This window comes from Brevundimonas sp. (assembly GCF_036399195.1).
Classification (GTDB): Bacteria; Pseudomonadota; Alphaproteobacteria; order Caulobacterales; family Caulobacteraceae; genus Brevundimonas.
In genome coordinates this window covers 1-11,082 of the sequence record NZ_DASWNO010000014.1, presented here as the reverse complement: position 1 = coordinate 11,082, position 11,082 = coordinate 1, and the positions used below count along the sequence as shown (strand labels likewise).

6 protein-coding genes and 2 tRNA genes are annotated in these 11,082 nt (G+C 64.7%); 5 read left to right on the top strand and 3 right to left on the bottom strand.

Annotated elements, in window-relative coordinates:
* The 5 genes from VGB60_RS00915 to VGB60_RS00895 form a co-directional block, all read left to right on the top strand.
* Nucleotides 1-881 (top strand): TonB family protein (locus tag VGB60_RS00915; RefSeq protein WP_331036411.1); only part of this gene is annotated, 881 nt, incomplete at its 5' end.
* A gap of 397 nt (nucleotides 882-1,278) precedes the next feature.
* Nucleotides 1,279-2,397, top strand: coding sequence for a hypothetical protein (locus VGB60_RS00910; protein ID WP_331036410.1), 1,119 nt, complete (start codon nucleotides 1,279-1,281; stop codon nucleotides 2,395-2,397).
* Nucleotides 2,398-2,664: 267 nt separating this feature from the next.
* A complete protein-coding gene (locus tag VGB60_RS00905) occupies nucleotides 2,665-5,745 on the top strand; it encodes a DUF3857 domain-containing protein (protein WP_331036409.1) in 3,081 nt (1,026 codons plus the stop codon).
* 263 nt (nucleotides 5,746-6,008) lie between these two features.
* Nucleotides 6,009-6,085: transfer RNA gene (locus VGB60_RS00900), tRNA-Lys, on the top strand.
* Between the two features lie 328 nt (nucleotides 6,086-6,413).
* Nucleotides 6,414-7,613 carry a hypothetical protein gene (locus VGB60_RS00895; RefSeq protein WP_331036408.1) on the top strand — a complete coding sequence of 400 codons (1,200 nt, stop codon included), beginning with the start codon at nucleotides 6,414-6,416 and terminating at the stop codon, nucleotides 7,611-7,613.
* A gap of 72 nt (nucleotides 7,614-7,685) precedes the next feature.
* On the opposite strand, the gene VGB60_RS00890 is transcribed toward VGB60_RS00895, so the two are convergent.
* From VGB60_RS00890 to VGB60_RS00880, 3 genes are all read right to left on the bottom strand, one after another.
* A complete protein-coding gene (locus tag VGB60_RS00890; protein WP_331036407.1) occupies nucleotides 7,686-9,197 on the bottom strand; it encodes a DUF3482 domain-containing protein in 1,512 nt (503 codons plus the stop codon).
* Nucleotides 9,194-10,720, bottom strand: a complete 1,527-nt coding sequence (locus VGB60_RS00885) for a DUF2868 domain-containing protein (RefSeq protein ID WP_331036406.1) — start codon at nucleotides 10,718-10,720, stop codon at nucleotides 9,194-9,196. Before VGB60_RS00885 ends, VGB60_RS00890 begins: the two co-directional genes overlap by 4 nt.
* A gap of 223 nt (nucleotides 10,721-10,943) precedes the next feature.
* Nucleotides 10,944-11,033 (bottom strand) — tRNA-Ser (locus tag VGB60_RS00880).
* Between the last annotated feature and the right edge of the window lie 49 nt (nucleotides 11,034-11,082).

Genomic DNA, 11,082 nt, shown 5'->3' with positions numbered 1-11,082 from the left:
GAGTTCGCATTGGAACTCTCGACGGAAGCGTTAAGCTTGAAGATGGCCTTCCTGTCTGCCGGCTCCGGAGTAAGTTGATGATCATTGCGGCGCTTGTTTTCGGTCTCGTCGGGCTACAGGAGCCCAGCGAGCAAACTGTGGTGGATTACACCGTCCTGGAGCGCATTCAGCTGACGGCTGAGCAGACCGAAGCGGTGTCTCTGCTAATGGCGCTCGGTTCTGCGGCGGGCCGATGCGCCGACCGGCTGCCTGTCCAAACACGCCAAGCTCTCGAAGCCGGTATCCAGTCAACCGTGAGCGGTGGTCCTGACGGTCGCTACCCCAGTCTTGCTGATGTCGCGTTCTTGCAGGCTTACGGCAATGCCGCGGCAGGCCCTTCCCCTCAACTGACTGACACGCAGTGCGCAGCAGAGCTCGCGGATCGCCGTCTGCTCATCGAGGGTAGCCAGACGGCGGTCGACGCTCTGATCGCTCGCTCCGAACTGGAAACGCGGCGTCCTTGGCGGCTCATCGCGCAGGAGGTCGTGGACGCAGGCGCGCCGCCGCGACAGCGGCCGGCTCTCGCAGATCCCGCGGGCCTGCGCGCGGCAGGTGGATCGCCTACGCCGCCACAGTGGGCAGCGCCTCCGAGCGTGCGCTTCCCAGTGAAGGCTCGCGGCGCGATGAAGACGGGCTCGGCGGTAATCGAGTGCATCGTCACCACGCGCGGTCGTGCGCGCGACTGTCGTCTCGTCTCAGAGTCAGCCGGCGGGTATGGATTCGGCGAAGAAGCCCTCGCTGCTGAAGCGAGCTACCGGTTTCGACCGAGCACGGTCGCCGGCCAACCCCTAGAGTCCCGAAGCACCTTCACCATTCGCTTCAGCCAGCCCGAGCCTATGTGATAGCGGCCCGTCTCGCTGTTCAACGAGCCGGGTCCGCGGCCGAAACCAGCGTGCCGTGGTCTGCGCCGTTCCAAACGGCCCTTGTTCGGAATCGCCACAATGTTCGCGTCTGGCGCATTACCGACGGCCCGGTTCGCCGTTGGCAGCCATCCTGCAGCGCTCTGTCACCTTCCTGATCTTATGCGCCTTGGTTCGCCTCGGGGCCGGAAACGAGTTCGCCCTCGCTTCGGGGACGTCGCGCCGCAGCATTTCTGAACTGCAACATGGGTCAGAAAACTGAAACACGTCTGACACCCGTGCCGACAAAACTGGCCTCTGCAACAGGAGCTTCCAGATGCTGTCGATTCTCGCCATCGCCGCCGCCCTGCAGGTGCAGTCTGTCCCCAACTGCCAGAGCTTGGCCCTGAGGGATTTCATCTGTTCGCAGAACCAATACGGCGTCGTGCTCGGCGATGATCAGGCGATGACGGATCACTTCGGACGGGTGATGAGGGAGGGAGAAGGGCGGTTTCGAACCCATTTCGGGCGCGAGCCCACGCCCTATGCGGTGCTGGTCGGAGACAGGGTCAATCCCGTTTCCGAGGGCGGCGTGACGGGCGCTGACGCCCGCCTTCAGGCTGAGCTCAAGGCCGTCGGAGCGCAGCACGTTCTTCCATGGTTCACGGCTGAACAACGCGGTCGATTGGCCACTGCCGCGGCACGCCGCGGGGCGGAGGCGCGCGCACGAAGGGAAGGCCTGACCGGTGACGCGCTCGCGTCTGAGGTCGATCGCATTCTCGAAACGGCGCCTCCCATCATGGCGAGCAAGGATCAGGATTCCGCCGCAGCTCATGAGCTGGGCCATATGTGGACGGTCGCGGCGTTTTGGCCGGACCGCGCCGGCCGCGCGGGCGGACACTACGGGGGGCCAGCCGCCGATTGGTTCGACGAATCCTCGGCCGTCCTGATGGAGGACGAGGTCATGGCGGCCGAACGCCGTGACAGCTTCCGTCAACAGTGGTCGCGCAGCGGCGGGACCCGTCCCAAACCTTTGCCAGATTACTTCGTCGACGCTCATCCTCTGGCAGGGCGCGATATTCGCACCAGCGCAGGGACGCCGGCAGCCGGTGCTCCGCCGCCCGGGTTGAGGCGTCAGGGCGGGATCATAGTTCGAGCGGAGGATCTGCCACCCGGCGCCATCATTCAGAGGTCAGAGCCCTCCGGAGAGGTATCGTCGCCGGCGCCCGGGCAAACCTTTTCCATCTCGGTCGCTAGCTCGGCGGCGTTCAACAGCGACGCCGAACGGGACGCGGCCAGCATGTTCTACAGCCAGGCCCGGGTCTTGGCCGACTTCCTGTTCGACCGCACCCGCGACCCTGGTGTCTACGGCCGCATTGCCGCCGCCCTGGCTCGGGGGGAGACAATGGAGCAGTGGCTATCTTCGAGCGGCCCGCAGCTGGGGCTGGGCGCCACGGCGGCCGAACTGGAAGAGCAGTGGCGGTCGTGGCTTACGCGCACTTACGGCGCCATAGGCTGAACCGCGAGGCGCCGCGGCAATCCAAGGGTGGCGCCTCGCCGCTGCTAACGCCGAAGACCTGAAGGGCGCTCTGCCGAGCCGGCCGGCAAGGTCCCGGCGGTGATCGGATCCAAAGGTCCGCTTTCGGCGTATCAGCCAATGAGGCACACCCGTGCCGCAGCGGCCGGCAAAGACGACCTCAAGCTGTGTTGCGACGATAGAAATGCCTGTTCGCGGCCTTGCTCGTCTGATACCCAAATCGTCGGGGATACAGGCGGGAACTACACGTTGAGAAACAAGCTGATGCTGGCCGTGTCGGCTTGGCTGTTGAGCACGTCCGCCTTGGCGGGCGAAACGATCTTGCGCGGCCCTGCGCCCGGCTGGATCCCGGTCATTGCGCCTCACCTGTCCAACATGCCCGACAACCCATCCCAACACGTCCGGTATGAGGTGGTCGAAAGACATGCGCGCGCATTCGGGACCCATACCGAAACCTATGTGCGCGTCCGGTTTCGGGTGCTGTCCCCCTTGGGTCTCCAGCAGGCTTCGCAACTGGGACTCGAATGGAACCCGGCCCTGCAGACGCCTACTGTCCATCACGCCCGCATCATCCGCGCAGGCGAAACCTCGGATATTCTCGGCAAGGCGGACTTCACAATCCTGCGCCGCGAGGCGGGACTGGAGCAGTCCCTGCAGATCAACGGCGTTCTGACTGGGGTTCTGGTGAATCCGGACATCCGGGTCGGCGACACCATCGACTTCGCCTATTCCGTCCGCACGCAGTTCGACGTTTTCAACAACCCGCTCGAAGCGCTCGCCTACTCCTACTCGCCGCTTTCCATGGATCTGGGTGCGACGAGCATCAGCTGGCCGACGTCGATGAGGGTGCAGACCCGCGCCGGCCGCCATGCCGCCGTTCCTCCCATCACTGAGGAGGCTGGGTTCAGGGTCCTCGTCAATCGAATAACCGACGCCGAAGGCGTGAGCTATCCGGACACCATCGCCTCCCGATCCCGCCCGGATTACGCTTGGCAGCTCAGCAGCGTCCCGCAATGGGGTACGATCGCGGAGCAGGTCCGCCCGGCTTACGATCAGGCCAGCGCCCTGCCAGACGCCCCCGATCTTGCGGCGCACGTGTCGCGGATCAGGTCCGAGCACACCGGTTCGGAAGCGCGCGCCCTGGCGGCGCTGCGACTGGTGCAGGATGAGGTGCGCTATATGGCCCTCTCGCTCGGCGAGGGCGGCTGGCTGCCGATCCCGGCCGGCGAAGTCTGGGCGAGCCGTCAAGGCGACTGCAAGGGCAAGACCGTGCTTCTGGTCGCCCTGCTGAGGGAACTGGGAATCGACGCTGTTCCCGTGCTGGTGTCTTCGGAGAATCTGCCGCTCGACAAATATCTGCCGATGGTCGGCGCCTTCGACCATGTGATCGTGAAGGCGCGCATCGACGGTGAGACCTATCTGATGGACGGGGCGCGGATCGGCGATCGCAGCCTGACGCCAGACAAGCCCCTGGTCCACGAATACGTCCTGCCGGTGGTGGAGCGGGCTGTCCTGGAGCAGATTCCGCTCCGGCTCCCGCCCCAACCGACCGGCACGATGCATATCGAGATCGATCTGTCCGACGGCATCTACAGCCCGGCGCGGCTGACGTTGATCGATATCGACCGGGGTGACCGCGCCACCGAGATGCAGGCCGGCGCGGCGAGCGTGCCCGCTGCCGAGCTGACTCGGCTCTACGACGGGCGGTGGACCGAGTTCCTGAAGGATTACGGCCAGATCTCGGATCTGAAGAGTCACTGGGAGTACCGGGAGGACACCCACGAATTCGTCGCCGGCGCGACGGCCCGGATCGTCTTCGACTGGAGTTCCGGGCCCGTCGCCATCCCCTTGGCGCACGTCACTTGGGCGGGCTTCCAGCCGCACGGCGACGACAGGTTTAAGGACGCCGATTACGGCAAGCTCTTCCCCAGCTCGTCCTCGTTCCGCACCACGGTCATCCTGCCCGAAGGAGATGATGTGGTCACCATTTCGGCTGAGCCGTATGAGGTCGAGGCCGGCGCGACCCGCTATTTCCGGACCGTCCGACGTGACGGCGCCCGTCTTGAGACCGACCGCGGCTCGATCGCCTTGCGCCCCTATGCCACCGCGGCCGAGATCCGAGTGGAGCAGGCGGGCCTGGACAGGTTCAAGGACCTGAAGGCCACCATGCAGGTGAGGCGGGATTACGCTTTGACCGCGGCCGACCGACAGACCCTGACGGCGCAAGCCGGAGGAGATCCGCAGGCCGCCCTGCGGCGCGGCTACGCGCTTCAGAATGAGGGCGACTACGCCGGGGCGATCGGACAGTTCGACATCGCCGTCGCGGGCTTCCCTGCACCGCACGCCAACGCCTTGGCCAACCGCGCACTCGCCTACCTGGCGCTCAACGATCTGGAAAAGGCGCGAGCCGATATCGCCGCAGGCTCCGCCGCCAATCCGGACGACGCGATCCTGTTCCACGCCAGAGGACGCCTGGCCGAGATCGAGGAAGATGATCTAGAGGCCGTTCTGGCCTTCACTGGCGCTATTCGCTCATGGCCTGAGAATACTCACGCTTTTTACCGCCGCGCGGCGGCCTACGAGCGGATGGGCCAGTCCGCCCGCGCCCTCGCTGACCTTGAGCGTATCGCCGCCATCCAGCCGCAGGACAACGGGGTCAGGACGGCCCTCGCGACCCAGCTGCTCCGGATGGGCCGGGCCCGGGAGGCCTATGAGCCTGTGGCTCTTATGGCGCAATCCATCGGCCACCCCGACGCCAAGGCCCAGATCCTCGTCAGTATGGCGCAGCAGTTGGCCTCCACCCTGAGGGGGACCGACCCCGCCAAAGCCGAAGCGCTGCTGACCGACGTCCTGTCGGTCGAGACGGACTTCCCCGCCCTCCTGATCGACCGCGCCCAGCTTCGTGCTGCGCGAGGCGACAGCGAGGGCGCCGCGGCTGATCGTGCGCGCTTCGCCGAACTGACCCGCATCGACCTGAAAGACCCGACCGAGGCCTGCCTCTCCCGGACCCTCGCCCGCTACAGCCGCGATGCGGCGCTGAACCTCTGCGACGAGGCCCTCAAACAGAACGCGGACGACGCCGAACTCCACATCAGGCGGGGCTATCTCCTGTACGTCACGAACCGCGGAAGCGAGGCCGTCGCGGCCTATCGCACAGCGACGCAACTGGATCCGTCTAACCAGAAGGCAAGATACGGGCTTGGCGAAACGCTCAAGAGCACTGGGCAGGTTGCCGAGGGCGAAGCCTTCATGGCTGAGGCACTGGGCTCCGATCCTGCGGCCAACGAAGACTACGAGGGCCGTCTGATCGAGGTCCGCGTCGGCGACTAGGGGCGACAGTCCGCTCCCGACCCGTTGCAGCATGTCTGCTGGTGAAGTCGGTAACGGTGCCGGCTTTGATGGTCTGGAGCCGGTTATCCTGAGAGCCTTTCTGCTTGCGGCTCAGGGCTGCGATCGTCTCGCCAAGGCTGGTCATAAGCTTTTGCTTTCCGCAGGGCGGGTTAGCGAAATGTCTGCCATGCAGCAGGTGACGTGGTGGCATCGCGATTGCACCGCTCTAGTCGGACCCTCGTGGTCCAGTGCCAAGTTGAGACGGGCGTTTAGCTCAGTAGCGCAGAGCGGCGGTCACTTAAGCCGCAGGTCCGTGGTTCAAGTCCACGAACGCCCTCCAACTGGCCCTTCCGCGGCCTGCACGACCCCTGCCCAAGCGGAAACTTGCTTACTACGACCAGAGCAGGCCATCCCGTGGCCCCGTTAATGCAGCGACCGGGCGAGCCAGTAACCTGCGTCCCAGATCAAGTCAGTCACCCCATGAACCGCCAGTCAGGCAACGCTCTCAGATACGCCGACGATCGTGCGATCGTCCTGCGCCGGGACCCCCCCACCGCTATCGCTGATGCGGCGGACAGGGACCTCGAGGATTTGATCTTCAGCTGGCGCAGGTTATCGGATCCGAAGCTGCGGAAGATCGCACTGCAGGTGATCCGATCGTTGGCCTCATGACGTCGCCCGTCCTGCGACAGGTCGTGGCTGGCGACTGGACCTCGCTCAATGATCTCCATCGGTGGGCGTGGTTTCCTCAACGCTCGGAGCGCGGCTGGCAGTGGCTTCACAGTTTTGGTCAAGGATACCCCGGCTGGGTCCTGGAAGACGAACAGGGTGTGTGCGGCTACCTCGGCAACATCAGGCAGAACTACACGCTTGCTAACGCCCGCTTTCAGGCGGCCACGGGCTATTCTCTGATCGTGCTGCCGAGAGCCAAGGGAGGGTCAAAGGCCTTGCTGGACGCCTTCCGCAGCCAGCCCGGCGTGTTCGCCACCTCGATCTTCAACGGGAACGACAGATCAGCGGCAATCTATGAGCGGGAGGGCTTCAGTCCGTTCCCGGAGGCATGGGCTAATGCCAAGATCGTCTGGCCGCTCGCGCCGATGACCATCCTGTCAGAACGCGTCGCGCGACTGCAGTTCCGAGACCGGAGGCCACCGCGCGAACTGTTTTGCGCCTCGACCCGGCCGTCTGTTCCTTCAAGGATGGAGCCTCTCGTTGCACTTGATCCCTGGCTCGAAGCCGATTCGATCGAGCTGTTCCACGAAGAGCTGTGTCGCTCCCAAACAGTCGTGGCGGACCGCTCCGCGGCAGCGCTGCAAAGGCGCTTCTCAGACCCTGACCAAACCGTCGCTCCGGTTCTGTTCGGGTGGAAGGAGAGCGGTCGGTTATCGGCCATCGCTCTCGGCCAAACCGGAAAACTAACTGAGCGCGACGCGCCTATACTGGATGTGATCGACATTGCCTGGATCGGACCGGACGGCCGCTCCGCTGCAGTGACGCTTCTGTCTCATTTGAAGACGCTCGGCCGGCGATCGGGCGCGTCGCGCATGCGCCTTTCCTTGGTGAACAACGCGACCGCCGCTGTTGCGGGCAGCGTCCCTGGGAGGCTCGTCCGGCGAAGACACGTTCACGCCTACGCACACTACTCCGATGCCCACAGCCCGACTGAGCTCTGGAGGCCTACCCCGTATGATGGGGACTTCGCCTTTTGCCTCCGAGCCCCACCGGTCGCAGCGGTCGACGAGCTGCCCGGCATCCGCTTTCCGCCTGTTGTGGCCGCCATAGGTGACGGCTGCCTGGACCGGCGTAGCGCAGATTTCGATGACTTGCGCTTATGCGCTTTGAGAGGAGATGGGCAGCGAGTCGGATGAAGCGGCCAAGGGAGGGTACGTCGTCATGCCTGGGCAGGTTGTCATCCGTAGCATGACCCCTCTGCGGCGTTCCTAGACTCGACTCGCGCCGTCTCTGAGCAACTTGCCGGCGTCCGGGTAGAACTGGACGAGAAGATCGACGGTGATGCGCGTCAGCAGCGGTTTCAGACGGTCTGCGAGCGCCTGCGCGTCGCAGGCTTTGCCCTGTTCCCAGATTGCCGACAACTCTGCCGAATGCTGCTCAGTCCGCGCGTCGACCGCGCTGCGCCAGAAGGATGGGTGTTCGCCTTCCTCATAGTCGCCGCGCCCCCGGCCATAGTGAGCGACCGCCAGGTATCGCAGCAGTGCGTTGCCAACCGACGACTGGAAGACTGTGTTGGACCAGCGGAGAGAAGGGTCCTTGTCGCCCTTGACATAGTTGTAGCCGCGCGCCGCTCCCCCAGCGGTCAGAGCGCCGAGCAGACCGCCGATAATCATCCCGCCGCCAAGCGTTAGCCCGCCCGCAGCGACGTCCGCCGCCAATCCTCCCGCTGCACCCGACACCAGACCGCCAAACACCGCCGCGACACCGGTCTCGATAGGCGCCGTGGTGGCGTAGTCGCCTTGTGCGCGCGTGATGACCTCCCCAACCGCCTGGCCCGAAAGCCCGTGGCTCTGGATGAGCTTCTCGGTCGAAGCTCGAATGCGGGCGTCCAGTCGCCTGGCGAGGGCCGCCATGGCCTTGCGCCCTTCCGGACGTTCCTCCTTTTGTAGATCGCGCACGACATCGGCGACCTTTTCTCGCCAGTTCTGCGAGCCGAGCGTTTCTAAGTCGGTGGCTACGGCGCTGAGTTCATCGGCGAGGATAGCCATGCAGGCATCGAACCGATCCAGGTTCTTGGCTTCCCAGATGCGCTGCAGCCCGGCGCTTGCCTGTTGCTTGGACTGAGGCAGCAGCGTCGTGACTGCTCCCAACAATGCGCCTTCTTGCACCCAACAGCGTGCGAATGCGTCAAGCGTCAGCGCCCCTTGGACCACCGCGTAATCTCGCAGATGGCTGCTCCAAAGATCCTCCTCGAGCTTGGCGCTTTCGCGCGGCGGCCCCATCTGGTTCAGCAGCAAGAGCACCGGCTTGCCGATCCACGTGAGTATTTCCAGCTCGGGCTGCATGTAGCCTGCGTCGGCGGGGTCTTCAGAGGCATTGACGAGGTAGAGAACTACATCAGCGTGGTCTCGTGCATTGCGCACGGCCTGTTGGCTCGACCACAGCGGGCGCTCCCGATAACGGTCCCAGACCTGGGTCAGCAGCCACCCCAGCGGGTTGTTCGAGAGCTTCAATCGACGAAGCAAGCGCGCAGTGTCGCCAAACCCGGGCGTATCCCAAAGCATGAGCGTGTCGCCTGCGTGCTGCAGCATGACGTATGCAGAGGCCACTTCAGTCACATGAGCAGCATCGCGCACTTCGCCGACGTCGCGACCGAGCAGCGTGCGCACCAGCGTCGTTTTGCCTGCATTTGTGTGTGAGATCAGACTGAGATTGATGGTCTGACCCGTCGCCGACCGACCGTCGGCGTCTTGCGTGTGGTCTGCGACGGGGGACGTCATTGGGCGCGACCGCGGTTGGTCAGTGTCGGGTCCTTCATCATGACGCTTTCGAGTTTTGCCAGCAGCGCGCTCTCGTCATCACGACTGAGGTCCGCGGACAGCTCAACCACGCCGACGCGTGAGATGACGGCGCGCCATGCCGCTCTGCGTGCTTGAAGGCGCTGATCAGAACCGATCTGACCGTTGAGCCGCTGGCGATAGGCCGACTCATCAACGATCACGGTCAAGGGCAAGCCGGCGCGTTCTGTCACTATGCGGGCCTTGAGCTGCGCGATGAAGTCGCCGTGGGTTTCGGCTTCGGGCGTGGCTGACAGGTTGAACAGCACCAAGAGGTGGTCGGTTTCGGGATCGAGGCTCAATGCGCTCAGCCAGGCCTCGTCAGCGCCGAATGTGACCGGGGCGTCCATAGCCACGTGAGCGCGATCGCCGAGAAGGGCTTTGAGCAGGGTCTGTAGTCGCTGCTCGGTGCTGGACGGCAGGTGGAAGCTGTAGGGGACGACACGCACCAAAGAGCCAACGTCTTTCGCGTCTCTGAGCAGACGGCGCACATAGAAGTCTTCAGCGCCTGGAACGGGCAGCCTGCGCGTAAGCCACCAGGCCTGCGAAGCCTCACACGCTGCGAGCAGCAGTCGCGGCGCGATGATGAAGAGAGCGGCTGTGGTCGCGAACAGATGGATCCACGGCCCGGCGTTCTCGCCATTCCGCGGTCGATCCCACCGGATCGCCTCAAGCTGATCGACGCTGGGCAGCGGGACCCCTGTCAGGGCGCTCGCCGGACCAAGAATGAGATGGACGAAGCGGCTCAGCGTCTCTGCATCGATGAAGGTGCTCTCCCATCCCGCGCGGTACTCGACCCCAAGCGCTCTTCCGTACATGCCAACTAGAACCCCGGCGGCCAATGCGGCCGCTGAGAGGTGCAATGTTCGACGGAACCGCGATTGGTTCAGCGCGGAAGAGGCGACGAGCCAATCCGCAACGAACTGGCGGATAGCCCGGCCGGTGACGCCGCGATCCCCTCGCGCCGGCTGAGCTCTCCCGACGAACCACCGCATCAACGTTGCAAGAGCGCCTTGCCGGTCGCCCCGAGCCCCGCCACGTCTCAGACGGCGAAGCTGCTCGACCAGCAACGCCAGGTAGACCGCGACATTCCAGGCAATCATCGACAGCAGTGGGAATGCGATGATGTTCAGTCGATCGGCGTCGCCGATCTCGTTCGTGGCTACGCCAAGGACGAGCGCTAGGCAGGGAAGGGCCCAGCCGATCCAGGCGGGCCAGCGCATCCGGCCTTCGATCTGCGCGATCGCCGGCGCCCTCGTCGCGAGACGGGCGAACGCAAAGTCCGAACGGGCGACCAGAAAGCGTTCGTCGCTGTCTTTTCGGTTGTGTGATCCGTCCAGGCCGGAGCCGGCCAAGCCCGCTGCCGTCGCCTGCTGGCGATCTTCGGATGTGAAGATGGCGAAGTCGGAGTCTTCCCGCTCTACCGCTCGCACCAACAGCAGGCGTCGCGCCTCTGCTTCGGTCAATGGCTTCCCCTGAAAACCGTCGCCACCGGTTCAGGAGGCGTGCCAGCAGCCTACACTCCACTGCACGACGCGCCAGAAGAACTGTTTGGCCCTGAGGTCCGGATCCTACCCGCGGAGCTTTACGGGAATGCCGGCTATGCGCATCTCATGGAGGACTGTTCGACCGCGTGCATCGTGACCATAGGGGTGTGAGGGCCCCTCGCGCTTTGTTCCAGACAGGTCGTGGCGGACAGAGAGGGATTCGAACCCTCGGTACGCTTTCACGTACACACGCTTTCCAAGCGTGCGCGATCGACCACTCCGCCACCTGTCCGTTTCCACGACGCGCGTGAAGCGCGCCGGAGGTCGATCCGGCGCGAGGC

Bases quoted from the DNA above. Each gene is read 5' to 3' on its own strand.
- VGB60_RS00895 (WP_331036408.1), top strand. From the start codon at position 6,414: ATGACGTCGCCCGTCCTGCGACAGGTCGTGGCTGGCGACTGGACCTCG.
- VGB60_RS00890 (WP_331036407.1), bottom strand. From the start codon at position 9,197: ATGACGTCCCCCGTCGCAGACCACACGCAAGACGCCGACGGTCGGTCG.